At 66.7% G+C, this 24,091-nt stretch carries 20 protein-coding genes; 11 read left to right on the top strand and 9 right to left on the bottom strand.

Annotation, left to right across the window (positions count from 1 at the left end; translation table 11 throughout):
- The first annotated feature begins 4 nt into the window (after positions 1-4).
- Both WC815_03605 and WC815_03600 read left to right on the top strand, forming a co-directional pair.
- Positions 5-796 carry an ATP-binding cassette domain-containing protein gene (locus WC815_03605; GenBank protein MFA5907844.1) on the top strand — a complete coding sequence of 264 codons (792 nt, stop codon included), beginning with the start codon at positions 5-7 and terminating at the stop codon, positions 794-796.
- Complete coding sequence (locus tag WC815_03600) at positions 793-2,349, top strand: ABC transporter permease/substrate-binding protein (protein ID MFA5907843.1); 1,557 nt, start codon at positions 793-795, stop codon at positions 2,347-2,349. Before WC815_03605 ends, WC815_03600 begins: the two co-directional genes overlap by 4 nt.
- Positions 2,350-2,381: 32 nt before the next feature.
- Here the strand turns inward: WC815_03600 and WC815_03595 are convergent, their stop codons facing one another.
- The 3 genes from WC815_03595 to WC815_03585 all read right to left on the bottom strand — a co-directional run bounded on the left by WC815_03595 (position 2,382) and on the right by WC815_03585 (position 5,097).
- The gene (locus tag WC815_03595; GenBank protein ID MFA5907842.1) at positions 2,382-2,759 is read right to left on the bottom strand and encodes a hypothetical protein; all 378 of its coding nucleotides are present in this window, start codon (positions 2,757-2,759) and stop codon (positions 2,382-2,384) included.
- 35 nt (positions 2,760-2,794) lie between these two features.
- A complete protein-coding gene (locus WC815_03590; protein MFA5907841.1) occupies positions 2,795-3,931 on the bottom strand; it encodes a fumarylacetoacetate hydrolase family protein in 1,137 nt (378 codons plus the stop codon).
- 92 nt (positions 3,932-4,023) lie between these two features.
- Positions 4,024-5,097 (bottom strand): hypothetical protein, encoded by a 1,074-nt coding sequence (locus WC815_03585; GenBank protein ID MFA5907840.1) that lies wholly within the window; start codon positions 5,095-5,097, stop codon positions 4,024-4,026.
- Between the two features lie 272 nt (positions 5,098-5,369).
- Here WC815_03585 and WC815_03580 point away from each other — a divergent pair, with 272 nt between their 5' ends.
- The 8 genes from WC815_03580 (at position 5,370) to WC815_03545 (ending at position 18,011) form a co-directional block, all read left to right on the top strand.
- Positions 5,370-8,240 carry a carboxypeptidase regulatory-like domain-containing protein gene (locus WC815_03580; GenBank protein ID MFA5907839.1) on the top strand — a complete coding sequence of 957 codons (2,871 nt, stop codon included), beginning with the start codon at positions 5,370-5,372 and terminating at the stop codon, positions 8,238-8,240.
- Between the two features lie 138 nt (positions 8,241-8,378).
- A complete protein-coding gene (locus tag WC815_03575) occupies positions 8,379-9,707 on the top strand; it encodes a cytochrome c (GenBank protein MFA5907838.1) in 1,329 nt (442 codons plus the stop codon).
- Between the two features lie 85 nt (positions 9,708-9,792).
- Positions 9,793-10,746 carry a hypothetical protein gene (locus WC815_03570; GenBank protein MFA5907837.1) on the top strand — a complete coding sequence of 318 codons (954 nt, stop codon included), beginning with the start codon at positions 9,793-9,795 and terminating at the stop codon, positions 10,744-10,746.
- A 98-nt stretch (positions 10,747-10,844) separates the two neighbouring features.
- Entirely contained in the window at positions 10,845-11,789 is a 945-nt protein-coding gene (locus WC815_03565) for a hypothetical protein (protein ID MFA5907836.1), read from the top strand.
- 86 nt (positions 11,790-11,875) lie between these two features.
- Positions 11,876-14,587, top strand: coding sequence for an aconitate hydratase AcnA (acnA, locus tag WC815_03560; GenBank protein MFA5907835.1), 2,712 nt, complete (start codon positions 11,876-11,878; stop codon positions 14,585-14,587).
- A 1-nt stretch (position 14,588) separates the two neighbouring features.
- Complete coding sequence (gene queG / locus WC815_03555) at positions 14,589-15,647, top strand: tRNA epoxyqueuosine(34) reductase QueG (GenBank protein MFA5907834.1); 1,059 nt, start codon at positions 14,589-14,591, stop codon at positions 15,645-15,647.
- Positions 15,648-15,660: 13 nt separating this feature from the next.
- Positions 15,661-16,212: a YqgE/AlgH family protein gene (locus tag WC815_03550; GenBank protein ID MFA5907833.1), complete on the top strand. Its 552-nt coding sequence runs from the start codon at positions 15,661-15,663 to the stop codon at positions 16,210-16,212.
- Positions 16,213-16,304: 92 nt separating this feature from the next.
- Positions 16,305-18,011 (top strand): hypothetical protein, encoded by a 1,707-nt coding sequence (locus tag WC815_03545; protein ID MFA5907832.1) that lies wholly within the window; start codon positions 16,305-16,307, stop codon positions 18,009-18,011.
- A gap of 38 nt (positions 18,012-18,049) precedes the next feature.
- Here WC815_03545 and WC815_03540 read toward each other — a convergent pair whose 3' ends face one another.
- The 6 genes from WC815_03540 to WC815_03515 form a co-directional block, all read right to left on the bottom strand.
- Positions 18,050-18,400, bottom strand: a complete 351-nt coding sequence (locus WC815_03540; protein ID MFA5907831.1) for a metal-sensitive transcriptional regulator — start codon at positions 18,398-18,400, stop codon at positions 18,050-18,052.
- Positions 18,397-20,724, bottom strand: coding sequence for a heavy metal translocating P-type ATPase (locus tag WC815_03535; protein MFA5907830.1), 2,328 nt, complete (start codon positions 20,722-20,724; stop codon positions 18,397-18,399). Before WC815_03535 ends, WC815_03540 begins: the two co-directional genes overlap by 4 nt.
- Before the next feature lie 2 nt (positions 20,725-20,726).
- Positions 20,727-20,942: a cation transporter gene (locus WC815_03530; protein MFA5907829.1), complete on the bottom strand. Its 216-nt coding sequence runs from the start codon at positions 20,940-20,942 to the stop codon at positions 20,727-20,729.
- A 160-nt stretch (positions 20,943-21,102) separates the two neighbouring features.
- The gene (locus WC815_03525) at positions 21,103-21,762 is read right to left on the bottom strand and encodes a cytochrome c (GenBank protein MFA5907828.1); all 660 of its coding nucleotides are present in this window, start codon (positions 21,760-21,762) and stop codon (positions 21,103-21,105) included.
- Positions 21,763-21,775: 13 nt separating this feature from the next.
- Entirely contained in the window at positions 21,776-23,023 is a 1,248-nt protein-coding gene (locus tag WC815_03520) for a sialidase family protein (GenBank protein ID MFA5907827.1), read from the bottom strand.
- Between the two features lie 7 nt (positions 23,024-23,030).
- Complete coding sequence (locus WC815_03515) at positions 23,031-23,258, bottom strand: zinc ribbon domain-containing protein (protein ID MFA5907826.1); 228 nt, start codon at positions 23,256-23,258, stop codon at positions 23,031-23,033.
- 40 nt (positions 23,259-23,298) lie between these two features.
- Between WC815_03515 and WC815_03510 the strand changes: the two genes are divergently transcribed.
- Entirely contained in the window at positions 23,299-24,069 is a 771-nt protein-coding gene (locus WC815_03510; protein MFA5907825.1) for an isoprenylcysteine carboxylmethyltransferase family protein, read from the top strand.
- Positions 24,070-24,091: the final 22 nt, after the last annotated feature.

Here is a 24,091-nt window from a genome sequence, read left to right as displayed (position 1 = left end):
ACCCATGGCCGCCCCTGCCGTCCAGTTCGCGGATGTATCTGCGAGTCGCGGGGGACGGACCGTGCTGCGGAGCGTGTCGCTGTCGGTGCCCGCCGGACAGACGGTGGCGCTGGTCGGCCGGAGCGGGTCCGGCAAGACCACGCTGTTGCGGCTCGTTAACCGGCTGCTCGACCCCGATAGCGGCGACGTCGTGGTGGACGGGAAGAGCACGCGCGAATGGGATCCGATCGCGTTGCGCCGGCGCACCGGCTACGTGATCCAGGACGCCGGCCTGTTTCCGCACCTGACCGTGGCCGACAACATCGCGACCGTGCCGCGCCTGCTGGCGTGGCCGGCGGAGCGCGTGACCGCGCGCGTGGACGAGTTGCTGACGCTGGTGGGCCTGGCACCCGGCATGTTTCGCGGGCGATGGCCGGATGAACTGTCGGGCGGCCAGCGGCAACGCGCCGGCCTGGCGCGGGCCCTGGCCGCGGACCCGCCGCTGTTGCTGATGGACGAGCCGTTTGGCGCCCTCGATCCGATCACAAAAGGCGAACTGCACGCCGAGTTCCTGCGCGTGCAAAAGACCTTGCACCGGTCGGTGATCCTCGTCACGCATGACATGGCCGAGGCCTGTGCGTTGGCGGATCAGATTGCCGTGCTGCACGAGGGCGAGCTGATCGCGTGCGACACGCCGGAGCGGGTGAGGGCGTCGGATGATTTCCGGGTGACGTCGTTGTTCGGTGAGCTCCGGCTAACCACCTTCGCCAAGGCTTCGGCGGTCAAGAAGCCGGAGACTACATCTAGTCCCACATGAGCGAGCTCCTGGAGTTCATCGCGTCGCACCGCGCGGAGTTGATGACGCGGGTGGGCGAGCACGTCGTGCTGGTGGCGGCGTCCACTGCCATTGCCGCCGCGATCGGCATCCCGCTCGGCGTGCTGGCCGCCCGGCGGCCGTCCCTGTCCCGTCCCGTTGTCGGCCTCGCCAACCTGGCGCAGACCATTCCGAGCCTCGCGCTGTTCGGATTCCTGATCCCGCTGCCGTTCATTGGCGGCATCGGCACGCGGACGGCCCTTGTGGCGCTGACGGTGTATGCGGTGCTGCCCATTCTGCGGAGCACGATCACGGGACTCCAGGGCGTGCCGGCCGCAGTCGTGGAATGCGCGGTGGCGATGGGCCTGACGCCGCGGCAGGTGCTGCGCCAGGTGGAGTGGCCGCTGGCGCTGCCATCGATCGTGTCGGGGCTGCGCGTGGCGGTGGTGATCGGCGTCGGCACCGCGACCATCGCCTCGGCGATTGGCGCGGGTGGGTTGGGCGACTACATCTTTCGCGGCCTGGCCATGGTGGATCCCACCGTGATCCTCGCCGGCGCGCTCCCGGCCGCGCTGCTGGCTCTGGCCGCCGACGCCGCGCTGGCCGCCGCCGGGCAGCTGGCCGACCCTCGCCGGCGCTCGACGCGCCATGTCGTGGTGCTCGTGGCCGTGGCCGCGCTGGGCGTCGCGGGCGTCGTGGCGGGCAGCAACCGCGCGGGACGCGCCGACGTCGTGATTGGCTCGAAGAACTTCACGGAGCAGGTGGTGCTGGGCGAGTTGATGGCGCAAGCCATCGAGCGCGCGGGGCTGACCGTCGAGCGGCGGCTGAACCTGGGCGGCACGGCCATTGCCCACGAGGCGTTGCTCAGCGGCGGCATTGATGTCTATGTCGAGTACACGGGCACCTCGCTCACGGCGATCTTCAACGAGCCGCCCTCGGCCGATTCGGAGCAGGTGTATGCCCGGGTCCGCGATCGGTATGCGTCGCTCGGCCTGACCTTGCTGCCGCGGCTGGGTTTTAACAACACGTTCGCGATCCTGGTGCGCGGTGAGGATGCGAAGCGGTTGGGGTTGAAGACGGTCAGCGACTTGTCGCAGACGCTCCGGCTAAAGCCGGAGCCTACATGGAAGGCGGGGTTTGGCTACGAGTTCCTGGAACGGCCGGACGGGTTCAAGGGGCTGAGCGCGGCCTACGGCCTGGCGTTCGCGGCGGCGCCGCGCGTGATGGACCTCAACCTGATTTATCGTGCCGTGGCCGCCGGCGAGATTGACGTGACCGCCGGCGATGCGACCAGCGGCCTCATCGAAGCGTTGGGACTGGCCGTGCTCGAGGACGACCGGCGCTACTTTCCGGTCTACGATGCGGCGCCGGTGTCCCGCGCCGCCGTGCTGCTGCAATATCCGGCGGCTGCCGAGGCGCTGCGCCGGCTGGGCGGACGGGTGTCGGCGTCCGACATGCGGCGCATGAATTTCGCGGTGGACGGCGAGAAGCAGGACCCGGCCGTGGTCGTGCGCGCGTTCCTGGCTGGAATCGGAGTAGGCAAGGCAGGGGAGTAGTCAACGCGCGTAGGCCGCGCCGGTGGCGCGCCCTACCCCTTGCGCACGGCGACGCGCCAGGTCACCGCGGCCAGCACCACCGCGGCCGCCATCAGCATCTGCCGCATCGCTGAGGGCCGGAGCGGCTCACCGGCCACTTTGAGTTCCAACCGCCGCCGCGTCCAGCCCCCCTTGATGTAAATCTCATCGTAGTGGCGCACGACAGCGTCGTGCGCCTCGACGGCGTCGAAATCGTCGCCCTTCCCCAACGGCAGTTGCGGCGGCAGGACCGGCAGGCGGCCGGTTGGGTCCACGGCCCAGTTCACGAAAGTGACCGCCAGGCTCTTGCCGTCAACCGGGGGCCACATCGCGACAATGGCCAGGGCCGCGACGACGATCGACCACCACTGCCACGGTGTTGGTGCACGCATTCGGGCTCAGGTCCGAGGTGTCCGTGCCGCCGCGCCTATTGCGTGCCCTGCATGTCCGATTCGGCCACGACCTTGTGCACCTGCGTGCCGATGCCATCGATGGCGCACGTCGCCGTGTCGCCGGCGCGCATCCAGCGCGGCTCGGCCCGCTCAATGTTCGTGCCGGCCGGGCTGCCGCCCGAGATGAGGTCGCCCACGTTCAGGGTCAAGATGTTCGAGGCGTACGCGAGCAGTTCGTAGATGTTGTGGCTCATGCGGTTGGTGTTCGAGTCCTGCATGACTGTCTCGTTCAGCGTGAACACGTGCCGCGTGTTCATCGGATCCTTGACGAACTCCTTCGGCACGATGAACGGGCCGAGCGGACCGAACGTATCGTGGTTCTTCCCGATCAGCCAATCGGACCCGCCCATCTTGCGATCGCCACGGCCGCCGCGGTCCGAGACGTCGATCTGAATCGTGTAGCCGAAGATGAAGTCTGCCGCATTCGCCACCGGCACGTACTTCGCCCTCTTGCCGATGACCACATTGAACTCGCACTCGTAGTCGATGTTCGTGCGGCCGCGCGGCACGACGATGGGATCGGTTGGACCGCTGACGACGGTGGGCGACTTCTGAAACAGGTAGGGGTTATCGCGCGTATCGTCCGGCTTGCGCTCCCAAATCCCCGGGGCGCTCACGGCCTTCGCCGCGGCCTCAGGCGCGGCGCCGGTCCGCTGTTGCTGCGCGGCGATGCCGGCGGTGTGCTCGACGTAGTTGCCGCCGGCGTTCAGGATGAGGGACGGACGCAGCGGCGGGAGCACCTTGAGGGATCCAATGGCGTAGGCGTATGCGGGCGCCGCCTTCGCGGTCGACACGTCCTTGGCGATTGCCGCGAGTCGACCCTTCCAGTCGGTGTCGTAGCGCGCGATGATCTGTTTCATGTCGGCGGGCGCCGCCAGCTTTGGCGCCGACGCGTTCGCCGCTTCGAACGCGGTGTTGGCCTGCGCGATGTCCACGATCTGCGTATCTTTCAGCACCAGGCCGACAAACGGCGTCCCGCCGCGCTCGAAGGTGCCGAGTTTGAACGGCACGGCGGCACCGCCGCCCTGGGCGTCGGTGCCAACTCCGCAGCCGGCGATGGCACATGCCAGTGCGATCGCGACGGATCCCCCTGCGATTCTCGCTGTCGTCATCGTCTTGTCCTCCAGGATCGTGGCCGGTCGTCTCCCGTGCGAGCGCACAAGCGGAAGGGCGTCCGGTCGACACCGGACGCCCTTCTGAACAACTACTTCGTGCCGGCGGCCGCGCCTTTGATCGTCATCTTCGAAACCGTCCAGGTCGAACAGTCGCCCTTGTAGATCACGCTGTCGGACTCGCAGTGCAACTCGTGCACCAGGCAGCCGGTCTGGCCGTGGCCGAGGCCCGTTTGCGCCCAGCCCAACAGCTTGCCGTCAAGCGATGTCTTGTAAATCTTGCCGTTGCCGTCGCCGCTGAACAGATACTGGGTCGCTCCGGGTGACACGCACACGCTCCACGGCGCGCCCACGGTGTCGATGATGCGCTGGCGGTTCAGGTTGCTGTCATAGACCTGCACGCGACGGTTGCCGCGGTCGGCCACGTAGATGTTGCCCTTGGCATCCGCCGCGATGGCGTGCGGGGTGTTGAACTGATCGGGCGCGGAGCCACGCACACCCAAATCCTTCACCCACGTGCCGTCCTTGGCCACCTTCACCACCCGCGAATTGTTGTAGCCGTCGGAGATGAAGATGTTGCCCTCGGGATCGAATGCCACGTCGGTGGGCCGATTGAAGACGCCGGGCCGGGCCGGGGCCGTCTCGGTTTCCTTATGCCCCTCTTCCGTGAACCGCTCGAGGTAATCAAGGGCCTCCGGCTTGCGGCCGAGTACCATCGCCACTTGCCCCGCGGGGTTGAACTTGACGATCATGTTCGACCCTTCGTCGGTCATCCACACGTTGTCCTGCTTGTCGACGCGCACGGTGTGCGCGAACGACGCGGCGTAGTTGTCCGGCCCCCACATCTTCACGAACTTGAGCGTGGCGTCGAATTCGAAGAGCTGCGACGCCGTCGAGCCCTTGGCCGGGCCGGCGTTGCCGCTGCGCGTGAACACGAACAGGTGCCCCTTCGAGTTCTTGGCCACGCCGACGGCCTCACCGATCGTATGACCGGGAACCGAAAGGCTCAGGATCTCCTCGGTGACCTGCAACTTGGGTGTGACCTTCTCCAGTTCCGCCTGCTTGGCCATCGCGGCGCGCAGCTCAGGGCTTGGCCCGCCCTGTTGCGCCACGACGCCGACACTCAGCAGCAACACCCCGACGATTGCGACGATATTGCGTGTCACGATGCCCTCCCTTTCGTTGAATGTTGACGCCGCGTGCTCGAGTCCACATTGCAGTGCCCCGCCGTTCCCGGCGTCTCGCGTTGCGCATCTTATGGCGTCGGAACCGGATCCTGTGCATCGGTATAGCGCATGAGTGCGATGCGTGTAGCGAATCAGTGGGTTGTGCCGCGTCATATCCCGCCGGGCGTCGCTTGATCTTGGAGGGGGATTGTGAGAGCCTCCGTCGCCTACCAACTAAATACTCGCCGGGAACGCGGACACGAGGAGGTGCGATGTTAAGTCGGACTACCGTCGTCGTCGGTTTATTGTCGGTACTGTGGGCCAACGGCGCGGCTGCGCAGAGTGCCCTGGCCGGAGTCGTGAAAGACGGTTCAGGGGGCGCGATGCCCGGTGTCACCGTGGAGGCAAGGAGCCCCGCCTTGATCGAGGGCGTGCGGGTGGCCACGTCTGACGACCAGGGGCAGTATCGCATCGTCGACCTGAGACCCGGCCTGTACCAAGTGAAATTTACCATGCCTGGGTTCGCGGTCGTGACCCGCGAGGGGATCGAGTTGCGCGCGAACTTCACGGCGCCGATCAACGCGGAACTGCGTGTCGGCACGCTCGAGGAAACCGTGACGGTGTCCGGGGCCACCCCGGTCGTGGACATGCAGTCGGCGACCAACCAGCAGGTGATGACCAAGGAACTGCTGGAATCGGTGCCGACGGGACGCAGCATCTGGGCGGTCGGCTCGACGCTCAACGGCGTGACGCTGAGCGCGCCCGACGTCGGCGGCACCGCCGGCATGCAGCAGACCTACATGGCCACCCATGGCTCCGACCGGCGCGACAACGCCATCCAGGTCGACGGCATGAGCGTGAACGGCATCGAGGGTGATGGCGCCATCCAGAACTACTTCAATCAGGGCATGTTCGAGGAGTTGAGTTACCAGACCAGCGCGCTGACGGCCGATGTACCGTCGGCGGGCGTCCGCCTCAACATGATTCCCAAGGACGGCAGCAACGTCTTCAAGGGCAGCCTGTTCTACTCGCAGACGCCGAGCTCGTTTCAGAGCGACAACCTGACGCCGGATCTCATCGCGCGCGGCCTCAAGGCCCCCAATCGGGTCGAGAAGATCGTCGACGTCAATGCCGGCGTGGGCGGCCCGGTGAAGAAGGACAAGCTGTGGTTCTTCAGTTCGGCCCGCATTTGGGGCGTCGATCAGACCGTCACGGACTCGTTTCACAACAGCGATCCCACGAACAGGACGTTCCGGCCGGATTTCACCCAGCCAACGGTCGACGACAACCTGATCAAGAGCGGCATGATACGCCTGACCTACCAGATGTCGGCGCGGCACAAGTTCGCTGCCTATGCGGACGGCATCATCAAATTCCGCGGCCACGAGTGCGCCGCCAACACGTTCCCGACGGCGGAGGCGTGCGGCATCCGCAGCCCCAAGCGGTATTACACGGCGCAGGCCAAGTACACCGGCACGCTGACGAGCAGCCTGCTGGTCGAGGCGGGCTGGTCGGAGAACGACGAGACCTACTCCACCAATGAGACGCAGCCCGAGACCGCGCTCACCGCCATCGGCAGGCTGGACCGGATTACGACCGATCGTTGGGGTTCGGTGATTGGCCCGTACTACTTCCGCGAGCCCGATCGCCACACCTTCACGGGTTCGGCGTCCTACGTCACCGGCGCCCACGCGCTGAAGCTCGGATTCCAGTTGGGCAAGGGTTCCAACCATCATCAGCGGACGATGAACGGCGGCATCGACCTCTATCAGGAATACAACAACAAGGTGCCGGCGTCGGTGATGATCCACAACACGCCGCAGGACACCCGGGAAGTGATTAAGTACGATCTCGGGATCTACATTCAGGACTCCCTACGGTGGAACCGCCTGACGGTGAACCCGGGCCTGCGCGTCGAACTGTTCAACACCTACGTGCCGGAGCAATCGTCGCCCGCCGGCCGGTTCGTCCCCGCGCGGTCCTTTGGCAAGGTCGAAAACCTCCCGAGCTGGAAGGATCTGGCGCCGAGGCTGGGTGTGGTCTACGACGTGTTTGGTGACTCGAAGACGGCGATCAAGGTCCACGTCGGCAAGTACATGCGCGCGTTTTCGACCGTGGGATTCGCGCAGGTCTACAACCCGAATGTCCTGCAGACCGATCGCCGCACGTGGTCGGACCTGAATGGCGACGACATCGCGCAACCGAACGAGATTGGTCCGGTCAACACGCCGTTCAACATCAGCGGGGTCAGCAACCGGCGGCCCGATCCCGACATCAAGCGTCCCTACCAGTGGGAGTACACGGTCGGTCTGCAGCGCGAGCTGATGGGGGGCGTGCTGCTCTCGGCGAACTGGATCCGGCGCGACTACAAGCGGCTGTTCTGGAGCGACAACGTGCTCACGACGTTTGCCGACTACGCCATCATCAATATTCCGAACCCCATGAACACGGCTGAAATGCTGCCGATCTACAACCTCAACGTGGCCAAGCGTGGCCAGGTCGAGATCATCGACAAGAACTCCACCGAAAATCGCCGTTGGTACAATGGCTACGACGTTGGCTTTACGGCGCGGGCGAGGGGAGCCAGTTTGTACGGCGGCGTCACGGCCGGCCGGCAGACGACGGTCAACTGCCAGGTCGATGATCCAAACAGCCTGCGATTCTGCGACCAGCGAGACCTCAACCTGCCGTACCTCTATCAGTTGAAACTGGCCGGCACCTATCCGTTGCCCTACGGTATCCACCTGAGTGGCAGCTGGCAGGGCTTGCCCGGCGTGCCGGTGGGCACGGCTCGGCAGGACGCGGAGTATGTTACGGCCCAGAACCGGGTGCCCGACGCGTCGCTCAACGTGGACTACAACGTGACGCGGACGCAAATTCCGACGCTGACCGTCACCAGCATCACGGTGCCGCTGATCACGCCCGGAACCAAGTTCCTCGAGCGCCGGAACCAGATCGACGTGCGCCTGGCGAAGAGCGTGACCGTCGGCCGCACGAAGCTGCAAGCGCAGTTCGACATTTTCAACATGCTGAACTCGAGCACCATTCTGAGCCAGACCGAAACGTTCGGATCCGCCCTGGGCCGTCCCACGGCGATTCTTCAGGGGCGGTTGTTCGCTCTGGGTGTCCAGCTCAACTTCTAGAATGGGCAGTGCTGATTGGACCACACCGGCCCCCCGGCCGCCGGCCGAGGGGGCACGGACTTCGTTGTAGAATGCCGGCGAGAGGTGGCCTAAATGGTGAGGACCCGCATAGGTGTTGGATTCTGTCCAGGCTTGTCGATGGGTGCGGTCGTCGCTCTTCTCTTGCTGGTCTCGGCCCCGTCGGCCTCGGCCCAGCCGGTTCCTGCGGCTGGAGCGGCGGTGACCTTCGCCAAGGACGTCGCGCCCATACTGCAGAAGAACTGTCAGGAATGCCATCGATCCGGCGACGTGGGTCCGATGTCCCTCCGAACCTACGAGGAAGTGCGGCCTTGGGCCCGGTCGATCAAGGCGAAGGTTGTGGCGCGGGAAATGCCGCCCTACCGTTACGACAAGATCGGTATCCAGCATCTGAAGTACGACCTGCGCCTGAGCGAGAAGGACATCCAGACGATCGTGCGCTGGGTGGACGGCGGGGCGCCGCTGGGCAATGTCGCCGATCTTCCGGCGCCCAGGCAGTTTCCGGACGGCACCAGGTGGGCGTATCAGGATGCCTTCGGGCCGCCCGACCTCATCGTGCCGACCAAGCCGTATACCTTGCCGGCCCAGGGGCAGGACCGCTGGTGGCGGCCGATCGTGCCCATCGGTTCGACCGAAGACCGTTGTATCAAGGCCATGGCCGTCAAGCCGTCTCTCAAAGGCCGGCCCGGCGCGCACCACGCCAACAGCGACCTGATGGTCCCGGACGAGAAGAGCGGCTCCTACATCACTCTGGAACGCGTGTCCGAGTACGCCTCGGGCAAGACGGGAGAGATCGTTCCTCCGGACGGCTGCCGGACGCTGCCGGCCAACGCGATGATTCGGTGGGACGTCCACTACTGGCCGTTTGGCGAAGAGGTCAAGGATGACGTCGTCGAACTGGCCTTCTGGTTCTACCCCAAGGACCATAAGGCGAAGTACAAGCAGGACCTGAAGTTGTATACCTTGCTGATGAAAGGCGGCGAGCTCGAGATCGCGCCGCACAGCACGGCCATGACCCAGGGGTTCCATACTTTCAAGACCCCGGTGCGGATCGATAGCTTCCAACCGCACGGCCACGCGCGCCTTGTCGGGATGACCGCCGAAGTCTTTTACCCGGACACCGGCAAGCTGGAGATGGTGAGCTCGATCTCCAACTGGACCAACGCCTGGCATACCAGCCACGTGTACGAAGATGACGCCGCGCCGCTGCTGCCCGTTGGAGCGGTCCTGGTGCTTACCGGGTACTACGACAACACGGCGAAGAACAAGGGCAACCCCGATCCCGATCAGTGGGTGGGTGGTGGCAGCCGCACTTCGGACGAGATGTCCCATGCCTGGATCACGGTCACGCACCTGGACGACGACGGCTACAGGCAGATCCTTGCCGACCGCGAGGTCAAGGCCAAGGCGAAGACGACGACCAGCAGCCAGCAGGATCAGAGGCAGTAGATCGGCGTGAGTCAAGAGAGCCTCTCGGGCGCCGAGAGGCTCTTTTGCGTTTTAGCGGATTCGCGGTGAGTTGAGGAGGCATCAGGTGCTTGGACGATCGATCGGCGCCGGTCTTGCGGTGGCAATGTTCATCAGCTCGTCACAGCTGCAAGCGCAGCTTCCGCGGCCACTCATCCCGCTGCCCGGGGAGGGAAATCGGGTTGCTCCCTTCTTCGATGGCTGGTACGAGAATCCGGACGGCACAATCAGCTTTTCCTTCGGCTACTCCAATCTGAACAAGGACACGCAAGCAGAGATCCCCCTCGGTCCTGACAACTTCATCCTGCCGAAGGAGTACGACGGTCGGCAGCCGACGGCCTTCCCGGTTGTAGGGCCCGATGCTGCTGACGGCGGCGGTGGTCGAGCAGGAGCCCCCGCGGTATCCACAGCCACTGCTACCGCCAGAGTTCCTGGTGCGGGCGGCGGAACCGTCGGCCGCGAGCGGGACAGGGACCGAGGCGTCTTTACCGTGACGGTGCCTGCCGGCTTCAAGGGCGATGTCGTATGGACGTTGCGCTACGCAGGCCAGACTTTTTCTGTTCCTGCAAGATCCAAGTCCACGTCGTATCAGCTCAGCTGGCCGGCGGCGATGGGTTCAACGCCGCCCTTGCTCCGCTTCGAGGAGAAGGGCAAGGCGGGCCGTGGTCCCACGGGAATCCAGGCGCCTCCGTTGCAGGCCAAGGTTGGAACGCCCGTCACACTGACGATTTGGCTCACCGACGATGCCGTGCACGACAAGGAGCCGATCAAGTTCGGACGCGAGAGGCCCGGCATGAACGTGTCTTGGTACAAGTACACCGGACCCGGCCCTGTGGTCTTTGAGCCTCAAAAGGCGGGATTCCCGGCGCTGACCGGCCAGTCGTCGACGTTGGCAACCTTCAAGGAAGCGGGCGAGTATGTGGTCCGCGTCAAGGCAGACACGTTCGGCTATTCGGATGCCTCTGCCGGAAACCAGTGCTGCTGGACCAACGGCTACCAGAAGGTCACGGTGACACGATAACCGCCAAGTCCCTCCTCGCCGTCCTTTGCGCTCTCTGTGCCGTGTGGCCGAATGCGGGTCAGGCTCAGGAGGCGACTGAGCGCCGGGCCGCTTCATTCGTGCGCGAGTACCCGGAGCTGAACTCCCTCCTGATCGGGATGGAGCGTGCGCACGGCGTTCTCTACGGAGCCCTCGCGCGCGGACGAGGGAAGGTGAACGAGGCAGAGACCTACAGGCTCATGGCTCGCCGTATCTCGGCGGGTGCTCTGAACTCGCGCCCGGATCCCGAGGCCGACGCAGGGTACGCGGTGCTCGGTGCGTGGGGCGCCGAGGTCATCCGACGGACCCATGCCTTCCACCGGGAGGCCTTGGCCATCCTCGCCACGGTGGAAACGACTGACCGGACGCCGGCGCTCGACGACGCCGTCGACCGGTACCTGAGCCGTCCTGAGGCATCCCTTCCTGACGTGCCGAAGGACATGACCATCCTCTACGACCACCCGTACACGTCAATCGTGATCGGCCTGCCGGGCGCACCCCAGAAGAAGACCCCGAAGCTGAAGGGGTTCGTCTGGGCCTCGCATTGGTTCCAGCTCGCGGCGGAGGAGCCGTTGGAACTCTCCGCCGGCACCGCCGCCCGCCGCCGGGATCTGAAGATCGTGACGGACCGGTTCCACCAGAAGCTGTCCTCCGGGAAGCCACCGAGTGCCTTTCCCACGGAACTGCCTCTGGCGCCGTCGATCGCCCCGGAACTGGTCACAACCCATCTGCGAACGGCCGCCATCATCGACAACCTGAACATGATGCAGGCGGTGCTTGTGGATGTCCTTGTTCATCCCAAGGTCGGCGATGTCCGTGCGGCCCTCGACCAGGTGATCGCGCAGTTCACCGATCGTCGCTATCGCGTGGTCGAGGTGGACGACTGGATCATGATGGCGCTCCGCCACAGCATCTTCGAGCAGGGAGGCCCCGCGCTTGGCGTCATGACGGTCTCGGACCGGAACGGCTCTGGTCACTTCCAGCACCTCGGCGGCGGACGGGGGATCCGGCCCGGGATGAAGTAGGGAACGCTGGCTTCGACGTGCTCCCGGCGACCGCGCAGGTTCCTTGATAGAATCTGTAGGATCAGCCTAGGAGCTTAATCGCCATCATGTCCAGCCTCGATAGTTTCAAGACCCGCAGCTCATTGTCCGTCGGCGCCGATACGGTCAGCATCTTCAGCCTGCCCGCACTCGAGAAGGCCGGGTTCCCGAACGTGGCCCGGTTGCCGTATTCCCTGAAGATCCTGCTCGAGAACCTGCTGCGCCGCGAGGATAACGGCTTCGTCAAGACGGCCGACATCACCGCGCTGGCGTCGTGGGATCCGAAGACCATCGGCGAGAAGGAAATGTCGTTCATGCCGGCCCGCGTGCTGCTGCAGGACTTCACCGGGGTGCCGTGCGTGGTGGACCTGGCGGCGATGCGCGACGGCATCGTTGCGCTCGGCGGCGACCCGCAGAAGGTGAACCCGCTGCAGCCGGTGGAACTGGTCATCGATCACTCGGTGCAGGTCGATTACTTCGGGACCACGAACGCGAAGGAACTGAACGCGGACCTCGAGTACCACCGCAACCGCGAGCGCTACGTGTTCCTGCGCTGGGGCCAGACCGGCTTCCGCAACTTCCGCGTCGTTCCCCCGGAAACCGGCATCGTCCACCAGGTCAACATCGAGTATCTGGCCCGCGTGGTCTGCCGTGACGAAGACAACGGCACCGCGGTGGCGTATCCCGACACGGTGTTCGGCACCGACTCGCACACGACCATGGTCAACGGCCTCGGCGTGGTGGGATGGGGCGTGGGCGGCATCGAAGCCGAGGCGGCCATGCTGGGCCAGCCCAGCTCGATGCTGATTCCGCAGGTGCTCGGCTACCGCCTGTCGGGCCAGTTGCCCGAGGGCGCCACGGCCACCGACCTGGTGCTGACCATCACCGAGGCGCTGCGCAAGCGGGGTGTCGTCGGCAAGTTCGTGGAGTTCTACGGTCCCGGCCTCGCGCACCTCACCATTGCCGACCGCGTCACGCTCGGCAACATGTGCCCGGAGTACGGCGCGACGGTCGCGATCTTCCCGATCGACGACATGACGCTCGACTACCTCCGCCTGACGGGCCGCGACGCCGCGCAGGTGGCGCTGGTCGAGGCCTATGCGAAGGCGCAGGGCATCTTCCGCACCGCCGACTCGCCGGACGCGGTCTATACCGAGACGATGGAGATGGATTTGGCCAGCGTGGTGCCCAGCCTCGCCGGACCGCGGCGTCCGCAGGATCGCGTGTCGCTGTCGAACGCGAAGGGCTCGTTTGCCGGGTCGCTCGACGAACTGAAGAAAGGCGTGAAGCCTTCGACAGGCTCAGGCCAAGGGCCGGGCGGCGCAGCCGCTGCCGTGGCCACGCCGACCCAACTCGAACATGGCTCCGTGGTGATTGCCGCGATCACGAGCTGCACCAACACCTCGAACCCGAGCGTGATGATTGGCGCCGGCCTGCTGGCGAAGAAGGCGGTGGAGAAGGGCCTCACCCGCAAGCCGTGGGTGAAGACCAGCCTCGCGCCGGGCTCGAAGGTGGTGACCGACTACCTGAAGAGGGCCGGCCTCGACACCTACCTCGATCAGATTGGCTTCAACCTGGTGGGCTACGGCTGCACCACGTGCATCGGCAACAGCGGCCCGCTGCCCGAAGAGGTGTCGGCCGAGATCATCGAGCGCGGCCTGGTCGTGGCGTCGGTGCTGAGCGGCAACCGCAACTTCGAGGGCCGCATCCAGCAGGAAGTGCGCGCCAATTACCTGGCGTCGCCGCCGCTCGTCGTGGCCTACGCCCTGGCCGGGTCGATGAACATCGACATCACCACCGAACCGCTCGGGACCGGCACGGACGGCAAGCCGGTGTACCTGAAGGACCTGTGGCCGACCAGCGGCGAAATTCAACAGGCGATGCTGCACAGCGTGACCGCCGACGCCTATCGCCAGCAGTACGCGAACGTGTTCGAAGGGCAGGAGCGCTGGAAGAACCTGCCGGTGCCGACCGGCGATCGGTTCGCGTGGGAGGCGGATTCGACCTACATCCGCAAGCCGCCATTCCTCGAGAACCTGTCGATGACGCCGGCGCCGCCGTCCGACCTCACCGGCGCCCGCGCGCTGGCGGTGCTCGGCGACAGCATCACGACCGACCACATCTCGCCGGCCGGCAACATCAAGGCGAACAGCCCGGCAGGCAAGTACCTGATGGAGCATGGCGTCGATCCGAAGGACTTCAACTCCTACGGCGCCCGCCGCGGCAACCACGAGGTGATGATGCGCGGCACCTTCGCGAACACCCGCATCAAGAACCAGATGGTGCCGGGCATCGAGGGCGGCGTGACGGCGTACTTGCCCGGTGGCGAGGTGATGCCGATCTACGACGCCTCGATGAAGTACCAGGCGGCGGGCGTGCCGCTGGTGGTGATTGCCGGCAAGGAATACGGCTCCGGCTCGTCGCGCGACTGGGCGGCCAAGGGCACCATGCTGCTCGGCGTGAAGGCGGTGATTGCGGAGAGTTACGAGCGCATCCACCGCAGCAACCTCGTGAACATGGGCGTGCTGCCGCTGCAGTTCCAGGACGGTCAGAACGCGGCCGGCATCGGGCTCACCGGGCGCGAGACGTTCGCGTTGGCCGGGGCCGGCGCCGCGCTGAAGCCGCGCGCCGAAGTGACGGTCACCGCCACGGCCGAAGACGGCTCGACCAAGACGTTCACGGCGGTGGCCCGCATCGACACGCCCGAAGAGCTGATTGCCTTCTCGCACGGCGGCATCCTTCCGTACGTGCTGCGGCAGCTGGTGAAGAGCTCGAAATGATGTGCTGACCTCCGCATCGACCAAGCAGCAGGCGCTCACCCTCGGATTTGACCTCTGCGGGGTGGCGCCTGCCACGGCGCTGCCGGAGTTGTCGTTCCTGCCTGACTGGCTCGCCCGCGGCTACGCGGGCGACATGATCTATCTCCATAGGTCTGCCCACGCGCGGGCTGACATTCGGAATTTCCTTCCCTCAGCACGCTCGGTCATCGTCGCGGGAGCCATCTACAACACCGATCAGGGATCGGGGATCAGGGATCAGGAATCGGGGACGATCCAGGTCGCTCGCTACGCGCGCGGGCAGGACTATCACCTCGTGCTGGCCGAGCGGCTCGAGCGATTGGTGGAGTGGATGCGCGGCGAGCAGGCCGGACCGTTCGAGTCGGCGATCTTCGTGGACAAGCACCACGTGCAGGAACGCGTCTACGCGCAGCACGCGGGGCTGGGTTGGATCGGCAAGAACAGCTGCGTCATCAACCCGGAGCTCGGCTCGTTCATGTTCCTGTGCGGCGTGGCGACGAGCCTGGCCCTCGACGCCGATGCCCCGGCCACCGACCAGTGCGGCGGCTGCACGCTGTGCATCGACTCGTGCCCCACCGGCGCGATTGTCGATCCGCACGTGCTCGACGCCACGAAGTGCATCTCGTACCTCACCATCGAAGTGGACGGCGCCATTCCCGAGGCGCAGCGCCCGCACCTCGGCAACCACGCCTATGGCTGCGACATTTGCCAGGAGGTGTGCCCGTGGAACCTGGCGCCGGTGCTCACCGCCGACCCGGCCTGGTCGGCCACGCCGCGGCATGGCGCCGCCGCCGCCGAACTCTGGCAGCGCACCGACCGGGAATTGCACGAGTTCGTGAAGGGCAGCGCCATGACCCACCTGCCGCTGTCGGGCCTGCGCCGCAACCTCGCCACGGTGATTGGGAACAGCGGAGACGCCGGGCTGGCGCGGGTGCTCGACCGGCCCGGTCACGGCGTGAAGAACGCCGCGCACAGCGCGCACACCCCGGTGGTGGAAGGCGCGGTGGCCTGGGCGAAGGAGAGGCTCGGGGCCTCAGTCTGATCTACTATCGAGTATGGCGAACGCCTCCCTCGCCCCGGTCCTGCTGGTGTCGATGCCCCAGATGATCGACCCCAACTTCTCGAAGACGGTGGTCCTGCTCGCGGAGTTCGGCGCGCACGGCGCGTTCGGGCTGGTGCTGAACCGCCGCATGCCGGAGCCGGCCCAGGCGGTGGTGACGGCCGACGAGCCCCTCACCATCCACCCGAAGATGCATTTGTTCATGGGCGGCCCGGTGGAGCCCACCCGCGCGTGGATTCTCACGGCGCGGCCCGAGCTCGATCTGGAGGCCCTTGAGGTGATGTCGGGCGTCTACCTGTCGGCGTCGCCGGCGCTGGTGCGGCGCACGCTGGAGACCGCGCCGGACCCCGGCGTGCGCATGGTGGTCGGCTATGCCGGCTGGGGCGCCGGACAACTGGACGTGGAGCTGGCCGAGTCGTCTTGGCTCCTGTGCCCGGTCGAAGCGGATCTGATTTTCACGACCCCGGTCGATGCGATGTGGGAAACCGCCATTCGCCGTCTTGGGGCGGAGCCCTCGATGTTGCAGGGGTCGTCGGGCGTTCACTAGCGGCACCTGCCGGGATCGCACTGCTTGACGGGAAGACACATCTTGACGGGATGGCAACTCTTGACGGGAACGACTGTGACGGGGAGTGAATCATGGGGCGGGTCATCATGGCGGTAGCGGCGGCTTCATTAGTGTTGGCGTTGGCCGGGTGCCGCGCGCAGGCGTTTACCACGCCGGCCGGGGCCGCGGACCAGGCGGCTGACCAGGCGGTGACCGACCTGCAGCGGAAGACCGCCCGATTTGCGGTGACCGACCTGAGCGCCGACATCTCGGCGTTGCCGGCCAACGAACGTGAGGCGCTGGCTCACCTGGTCCGCGCCGCGCAGGTCATGGACTCGCTCTTTCTCGAGCAGGTGTGGTCCGGCAACGAGACCATGCTCTACACGCTCGTCAAGGACGAGTCGCCGATGGGCCGGGCGCGGCTGCACGCGTTCCTGGTCAACAAGGGCCCGTGGTCGCGGCTCGATCACAACGAGTCGTTCGTGCCCGGCGCCCCTGAGAAGCCGGCGTCGGCGAACTTCTATCCTGTCGGCGCCACCAAGGCCGAAGTGGAGAAGTGGATCGCGTCGCTGAGCCCCGCGGACCAGGCCGGCGCCACCGGGTTCTTCACGACCATCCGCCGCGGGCCGGACGGCAAGTTGATCGCCGTGCCCTACAGCACGGAGTATCAGGGCGCGCTGGCCCTGGCTGCGCAACACCTGCGCGCCGCCGCGGCCGCCACGGCGCAGCCCACCTTGAAGGCGTTCCTCGAATCGCGCGCCGCCGCGTTCGTCTCGAACGACTACTACGCCAGCGACGTCAAGTGGATGGAGCTGGACGCGACGATCGAGCCGACGATCGGGCCCTACGAGGTCTACGAAGACGAGTGGTTCAACTACAAGGCGGCGTTCGAGGCGTTCATCACGGTGAAGGACCGGAGCGAGTCCGACAAGCTCAAGAAGTTTGCGGGGTCACTGCAGGAGATCGAGAACAACCTGCCGATCGACCCGAAGTACCGCAACCAGCGGCTGGGCGCCCTGGCCCCCATCGCCGTGGTCAACACCGTGTTCTCCGCCGGCGACGCCAATCGCGGCGTGCAGACGGCGGCGTTCAACCTGCCCAACGACGAGCGCGTGATCCGCGAAAAGGGCAGCAAGCGGGTGATGCTGAAGAACAACCAGCAGGCCAAGTTCGACAAGGTGCTGACGCCGATTTCGAAGGTCGCCCTCGGCGCCGCCGACCGGGGCAGCATTGCCTTCGACGCCTTCTTCACGCACATCCTGATGCACGAGTTGATGCACGGCCTCGGTCCCCACGACATTGTCGTGGCCGGCCGCACCACTACCGTGCGCCAGGAGCTGAAGGAAACCTACAGCGCGATCGAGGAAGCGAAGGCCGACATCTCCGGCCTGTTCGCCCTGCAGTTCCTGATCGACAAGGGCCAGTTGGACAAGGGCCTCGAACAGTCGATGTACACGACCTTCCTGGCCTCGGCGTTCCGCTCGCTCCGCTTCGGCGTGAACGAGGCGCACGGCCGCGGCCAGGCCATCCAGCTGAATTACCTGCTGGACCAGGGCGGCTTCACCATCAACAGCGACGGCACCTTTGCCGTCAACACCGCCAAGATCCGCGACGGCGTGTCGGCGCTGACGCGCGACATCATGGTGCTGCAGGCCGAAGGCAGCTACGCCAAGGCCAAGTCGATGATCGACACCCTCGGCGTGATTCGGCCGCAGACCAAGGCGCTGTTGGACAAGCTGACGGCGATCCCGGTGGACATCGAGCCGCGCTTCGTGACCGCGCTCGACCTGCTCAAGTAGGCACCCCTTAAAGGGGTGCCCTACGAGAACGAGGTGCCCTACCGGAGATGACGGTAGACGAGCTCCAGGATCTCGTCATAGGTGGCATCCGCTTCCTTCGGCCCCTTCTTGATCGCCGACGTCACGCAGTGCTTCAGGTGATTGCGCAGCAACTGCCGGCCCACGCCGCGCAGCGCCTCTTGCGCCGACGCGATCTGCGTGATGATGTCGGGGCAATACCGATCCTCTTCCACCATCTTGTGGATGCCCCGGATCTGGCCTTCGATGCGGCGCAGGCGCTTCAGGTTCGCGTCTTTGATGTCCGGATCCACGCCCTCGGCGTGTTCGGGGTGCTCAGCTCCACAGTGCTCAGGTGCTGCGGTGCTCATGTGCTTAGGTGCGGACTTCACGACAGTTTCACTCCTCTGAGGCGCAGGCTGTTGGACACGACGCTCACCGAGCTGAACGCCATGGCGGCGCTGGCCAGGATCGGGCTGAGCAGGATGCCGAACACCGGATACAGCACGCCGGCCGCCACCGGAATGCCAATCACGTTGTAGACGAACGCCCAGAACAGGTTCTGCTTCATCGTCCGCATCGTCTTGCGGGCGAGGACGATGGCCTGGGTGACGCTGGCGAGATCGCTCCGCATCAAGGTCACGGAGGCGGCGTCTACCGCGATATCGGTGCCCGACGCCATGGCCATGCCGATGTCGGCCTGGGCGAGCGCCGGCGCGTCGTTGAGGCCGTCGCCGACCATCGCCACTACGTGGCCCGCGGCCTGCAGCGACTTGATGGCGCCGACCTTGCCGTCGGGCAACACCTCGGCGATTACCTCGGTGACGCCGGCCTGCGCGGCCACTGCGTCAGCCGTCGCCCGCCGGTCACCGGTCAGCATGACCGTGCGCAGCCCGTGCGCGGCCAGCGAGGTGATCACCTGCTTCGCGTTGGGGCGCATCGTGTCGGCAATGGCAAACGCGGCTGCGGCGCGGCCATCCACCGCGACATACACCACGGTCTTGGCGTGGGCCGCCCACTCGCGGGCATGGGCTTCGAGCGGCGTCACATCGACCGCCGACTCGCGCATCAAGGCTTCGGTTCCGGCGATCACGCGCACGCCGTCAACCGTGCCGGAGACGCCCTTGCCGGGGACCGCGAGCACGTTCTCGACGGCAGGTGAAGGCGACGTTACCGGTGCCGCGGCCACCACCGCCTTGGCCAGCGGATGTTCCGACCGGCCCTCGACGGCAGCCGCCAGGCGCAGCACCGCGTCGCGGTCGTGTCCGGGCGCCACGAAGGTGTCCACGACCTGGGGCGTCCCCTGGGTGAGCGTGCCGGTCTTGTCGAACACCACGGTGTCGACCGCCGCCAGCCGCTCGAGCGGTTCGCCGCCCTTGATCAGGATGCCGGCCGCGGCGCCGCGCCCGCTCGCCACCATCACCGCCGTGGGCACCGCCAGGCCCATCGCGCACGGGCACGCGATGATCAACACCGCCACCGCCGCGGTCAGCGCCGAGACGAACGACGGCGTCTCCGGCAGCACCATCCACGCCGCGAACGTCGCAATGGCCAGGGAAATCACCACCGGGACGAACACCGCCGAAATGCGATCCGCCAGCCTCTGGATGGGCGCCTGCGATCCCTGCGCCTCTTTCATCAGCGTGACGATGCGGGCGAGCACGCTGGCGGCGCCAATCGCGGTGGCGCGCACTTCGAGGGCCGCGGTGTTGTTGACCGTGGCGCCAATCACGCGGTCGCCAACCGCTTTTTCCACCGGCATCGATTCGCCGGTGAGCATCGACTCGTCCACGGCGCCGCTGCCGCTGGTGATCTCGCCATCAACGGGGAAGCGCTCGCCGGGACGGACCAGCACGAGGTCCCCGGCCCGCACGTCGGCAATGGGCAGATCCTGTTCGCGGCCGTCGCGCCGCACGCGGGCGGTTGACGGCTGCAGCTTCGCCAGCTGGCGCAGCGCGCGCGTGGTCTGGGTCTTGGCCCGTGCCTCCATCGCGTTACCGAGGAGCACCAGCGCAATGATGATGATCACCGCCTCGTAGTAGACGTCCGGCCTGGCGCCGTCGGCGGCGAACCACCCGGGCGCAAACGTCGCGGCCACCGAGTAGAGAAATGCCGCGCCGGTGCCGACCGCGATCAGTGTGTTCATGTCGGCCGAGCGATGGCGAATGCCGGCCCATGCGCGGGTGTAGAAATGATGCCCGGCCCACGCCATCACCACCACGGTGGCGGCCAGCAGCCCAAGCGTCAGCGAGTTGGGATCGATGGCATACAACCAGGGCAACGCCGCCCGCACTGGCGGATCGACGGCGGTCATCGCCCAACGCAACAGCGGGTCGCCGGTGTGCGCGGCATGCGGAGTGGCACCGCCCATCAGCGGCATCGAGGCCACCATCGCCGCCGCGCCCAGGACGAGGCTGACCAGCGACTTGGTCCGCAGCGACGCGTACTCGTGCCGTTGGGCGAGTTCTTTGGCGTCTTCGTCCGGCGGCGCCTCGCCCGCCACCGGCAGGCGCGAGACGTAACCGGTGTCGTTGATGGCGGCGACAATTCGCGCGGGATCCGTGGTGGCCGGGTCGTAGTTGACCGTGGCCTCCGCGGTCATCAGGTTGACCGCGGCCTTGCTCACGCCGGGCGCGGCGGTCAGCGTGCGCTGCACGTTGGCCTGGCACGCCGCACAGGTCATGCCTTCAACCGGCAGCGTGATCTTCACGTCCATGACTACTCCTGGCTGACCACCGAGAACCCGGCGCGACCGACCGCGGCTGCCAGGGCCTCCGGCGTGACCAGGTCGGCGTCCACCCGCAGGCGGGCCTTGCCGACCTCGATCTTGAGTGGTTCGATGCCCGGGACGGTGTTCAGCACCCGGGTCAGGCTGGCGACGCACCCGCCGCAGCTCATGCCGCCGATGACGACGGTCTTCTCGACAACGTTCATGTGATACCCCCTGCCCCTATTAGATACCGGAGGGGGGTATAGGTGTCAAGGTGTCCGCCTTCGCGGCCGAAGGCCGCTTCCGCCTGCGCTGAAGCTCCGGCGGACAGGTCGGCGGGACCTCGCCGAAGCTCGCTTGGGCAACGCGCGAGCGTAGGCGGGCCTAAGGGGAGGGCGGTTTGGGCGGGTCGGGGTGGACGTGCGCGGGCGCCGCTGGGGCCTCTGGGGCTGCGGGCGGCTCGGGGGTTTCGCCCTTCAGGAACTCTTCGACTTTCTGTTCCTCTTCCAGTTGCGCGCGGGAAGTGGGGTTGAAGCGCTCCATCTCCGCGATGTCGTCCGGCGTGAGCGTGGACAGCCGGCGGATGAAATGCACCAGCTCCCAACTGGCTTTCTCGCCCTCCAGCGTCCCGGTGCTCCACGCCGGCATGCCGGTCAAGCGCACGCCGTTCTCGATGAAGTAGAACAACTCGCCGTCGCTCAGGTCCTGCGTGCGCGGCAGGCGCATGTCGGGCGTCTTGGGATAGAACGACCGGCCCATTTCGGTGGCGCCGCTGCCGTCGTTGGCGTGGCAGCTCGCGCAGTGATCGGCGAAGTGCTGGCGCGCCGAGGCGAAGTTGGCGGGCGTCGCCGACACCGGGTTCCTCAATCCCTTGTAGGTGGGTGGCGTGAGCCAGCCGCGGAGGAACAGCGCCGTGCGCGCTTCGATCCACGACGGCTGCGGCCGCGCGCTGACGCCGCGTCCTTGCAGGAACAGCAGCGCACCGGCGACCACCAGGACCAACAGGAAGGCCAGCCAGGCCGCGACTCGCAGGGCGCGCTTCATGGGGTCGAACCGGCTAGGGCAGCCGCGCCGAGGCGGTCTTCACTTGCATCGCGCCGCCGGCGCCCGACTCGGTCCACGCGAACACCAGTTCGCGGTCGTTGAGAGCCATGCGCGGGTAGCCGCTGGCGCGCCCGGCGGCGAGGCCGGCAATGGTCACCGGCGCCGTGCGCGCACCGTTGCGGTCGATGCGGCGGGCGCGGAACTGCGAGCGCTGATCCGCGAACTCGATCCATGTCGCCACCGCGGCGCTGCCATCAGGCACCAGCGCCACATCCACGCGCCCAAGCGATCCGCCATCGTCGACGCGGATCGGCGCGCCGTAGGTGCGGCCGGCGTCGGCCGAGAAGGCGAGGTAGGCCTGGCCCTGGTCGGCCTTCACCGTGAACCACGAGGCCGCGACGTTGCGGCCAATTGCGCTGAGCGCGGGGCCGTTCACCGGACAGGCCGCGATGTTCCAGCCATCCGCATGCACTGCCGCCGGCTCCGACCAGTTGCCGTTGACGAGGCGCGAGGTATAGATGTCGCGAATCTCATTGGGGCTGCGGTCGCGGAATGCGGCGATGACGCCTTCGCTCGTCACGGTGACCGCGGTGGGGCAGCATTCGCAGACCCGGGCATCCACGGCCGACTCTTCCACCTGCTTCCAGTCGCGGTCGAAGCGCGCGAAGTGCACGGTCATGACTCCGCCGTCACCGCCGTGCTCGTCGTGTCCGGCCGCCGACTTCATATTTCGACCGTCCAACCACACGGCGCCCAGGCCGTCGCCGAGCGGAAACAGCGACGCGAAGCCGTGTTCGGTCCTGGTGCCGTCGTGGTGGGGAATGAACGACGCCGACCAGGTTTTGCCCTCGTCCTTGGAATACGACAGCCGCACGTCGTAGGCATAGGTGTCGGCGCCGCTCTTCTGGAGCCAATGGGCGACGAGCGTGCCCGACGGCAGGCGCATGACCGACGGCACGTCGGCCCAGTTGACGAACCAGTCGCGGCCCGACGCGACGGTGCGCGCCTCGGTCCAGCCCGAGGCCGTGCGCTCGGCAAACTTCAGCGTGGCGAGCTCGCCGGCGCGCTCAATCCAGCTCAGGAGGACGCCTCGCGACGACACCGACATCTGCGGCTGGGCGGAGTTGGCGGCCGCGGGAGAGCCGATTGCCTGTGGATTGATGGGCGCGGGGCCTTGCGTGGTGCTGGCGGCGCTCAGCCACGTGCCGAACGCGGCAATCGCCAGGGTGACGGCAACAACGAGAACTGGGAGGCGTCTCATGGGTCCCTCAGTTCCGGCAGCTGCCGGCGCCGCGCGGGTCGCCGCAGGCGCCGCACGCGGCCGGCCCGGCGCTTCGGCTGATGGCTCCGCCGCCGGGCGCACTGACGGCGAACACCGATAACTGTTTGTCGATTTCGACGCTCGCGCACTTCGGGCATTCCATGCGGGTCGCCTCGCGCACCAGCAGCTCGAAGTGGTGGCTGCAGTCGCGGCACTCGTATTCGTAGAGCGGCATGGGCACGATGATACGGCGGTTTGCTAGACTGTTACCAGCTATGAACCTCGCGGAACGATTGTCCTCACAGGGCCGCCGGCTGTTCGCCTCCCGAAGCGTGGTCCCGCTGGTCCTGCTGCCAGTCGTGCTCCTGGCGATGCCTGAGTCGTGGCGCGTCGAGGCCTGGCTCGGCCCGACCTGGACGCTGGTGGTCCAGTGGCTGGCCCTCTCCGTGGCGTTTGCCGGGGTCGCGGTTCGCTGCACGGCCGTCGGGTTTGCCCCGGATGGCACGTCCTCCAGGGATACGCACCGCCTGCGCGCCCCTGCGCTCAACTCCACGGGGATGTACTCGATCGTCCGGCACCCGCTGTATCTGGGCAGCGGGCTCATGTGGGTGGGCGCCGCGATGTCGCTGCGGGTGTGGTGGCTCGTCGTGATCGTCGCGCTGGTCTACTGGCTCTACATCGAGCGGGTCATGCTGGTGGAAGAGGCGTTCCTGCGCCAGACGTTCAGAGAGACGTTCGATGCGTGGGCGGCGCGCACTCCGGCCTTTGTGCCACGCCCGTCTCAGTGGAAGAGTCCCGCCGGCCCGTTCCTGTGGAAGCGCGTCTTGAGTGAGCACAATGGCTTGCTCGGCGTGGCCGTGGTCATCCCCTTGCTCGAATTCCTGGAGGATCAACAGCACGGCGGTGAGTCGCTGGCGATGTGGTCCCGCGACCATTTCGATCTGGTGATCTTGCTGGTGGCGGGTGTCGTGATTTCGAGTATCAGCACGATCGTGCGCCGCCGGCTCAGCGAACCGGCGCCCGCGGCGGCGACTTCCGCCGCTTGACCTGGCCACCGCCGTTGCCGCG

It is taken from the genome of Vicinamibacterales bacterium (assembly GCA_041659285.1).
GTDB lineage: Bacteria > Acidobacteriota > Vicinamibacteria > Vicinamibacterales > UBA2999 > 12-FULL-67-14b.
The sequence above is the reverse complement of the archived record's forward strand: the minus strand, read 5'-3'. Positions and strand labels throughout refer to the sequence as shown.

Bases quoted from the DNA above. Each gene is read 5' to 3' on its own strand.
- WC815_03515 (MFA5907826.1), bottom strand. From the start codon at position 23,258: ATGCCGCTCTACGAATACGAGTGCCGCGACTGCAGCCACCACTTCGAG.
- WC815_03580 (MFA5907839.1), top strand. From the start codon at position 5,370: ATGTTAAGTCGGACTACCGTCGTCGTCGGTTTATTGTCGGTACTGTGG.
- WC815_03550 (MFA5907833.1), top strand. From the start codon at position 15,661: ATGGCGAACGCCTCCCTCGCCCCGGTCCTGCTGGTGTCGATGCCCCAG.
- acnA (MFA5907835.1), top strand. From the start codon at position 11,876: ATGTCCAGCCTCGATAGTTTCAAGACCCGCAGCTCATTGTCCGTCGGC.
- WC815_03590 (MFA5907841.1), bottom strand. From the start codon at position 3,931: ATGACGACAGCGAGAATCGCAGGGGGATCCGTCGCGATCGCACTGGCA.
- WC815_03595 (MFA5907842.1), bottom strand. From the start codon at position 2,759: ATGCGTGCACCAACACCGTGGCAGTGGTGGTCGATCGTCGTCGCGGCC.
- WC815_03600 (MFA5907843.1), top strand. From the start codon at position 793: ATGAGCGAGCTCCTGGAGTTCATCGCGTCGCACCGCGCGGAGTTGATG.
- WC815_03520 (MFA5907827.1), bottom strand. From the start codon at position 23,023: ATGAGACGCCTCCCAGTTCTCGTTGTTGCCGTCACCCTGGCGATTGCC.
- WC815_03530 (MFA5907829.1), bottom strand. From the start codon at position 20,942: ATGAACGTTGTCGAGAAGACCGTCGTCATCGGCGGCATGAGCTGCGGC.
- WC815_03535 (MFA5907830.1), bottom strand. From the start codon at position 20,724: ATGGACGTGAAGATCACGCTGCCGGTTGAAGGCATGACCTGTGCGGCG.
- WC815_03605 (MFA5907844.1), top strand. From the start codon at position 5: ATGGCCGCCCCTGCCGTCCAGTTCGCGGATGTATCTGCGAGTCGCGGG.
- WC815_03525 (MFA5907828.1), bottom strand. From the start codon at position 21,762: ATGAAGCGCGCCCTGCGAGTCGCGGCCTGGCTGGCCTTCCTGTTGGTC.
- WC815_03575 (MFA5907838.1), top strand. From the start codon at position 8,379: ATGGGTGCGGTCGTCGCTCTTCTCTTGCTGGTCTCGGCCCCGTCGGCC.
- WC815_03545 (MFA5907832.1), top strand. From the start codon at position 16,305: ATGGGGCGGGTCATCATGGCGGTAGCGGCGGCTTCATTAGTGTTGGCG.
- WC815_03510 (MFA5907825.1), top strand. From the start codon at position 23,299: ATGAACCTCGCGGAACGATTGTCCTCACAGGGCCGCCGGCTGTTCGCC.